Annotated in this window: 1 protein-coding gene; it reads right to left on the reverse strand. The window is 40.3% G+C overall.

Translation table 11 applies throughout. The annotated features are described in order from the left end of the window. The coding region (locus tag J7R05_RS09150) for a hypothetical protein (RefSeq protein WP_208541953.1) at positions 1-216 on the reverse strand (216 nt) is incomplete at both ends.

Raw genomic sequence — 216 nt, forward strand, 5'->3', positions numbered from 1 at the left:
CAGTTGCCTCTGCTACACCAGAAAGGACACGAACTTTTCCTTCATTATTCAAAATGGAAATCTTATCACCATCGACATCCTTACCAATCGTGATGATATTCGTATCTTTCTCTTGGGATACAAAATCGTTATATATCAACGTGCCATCTTCCGCACTATTAATCTGCTTAGAAAGCCATGTCAGCTTTTCATCTACACCAGCAAACGCAGAGGCAA

The organism is Bartonella capreoli, from assembly GCF_902813205.1.
Taxonomy (GTDB): domain Bacteria; phylum Pseudomonadota; class Alphaproteobacteria; order Rhizobiales; family Rhizobiaceae; genus Bartonella; species Bartonella schoenbuchensis.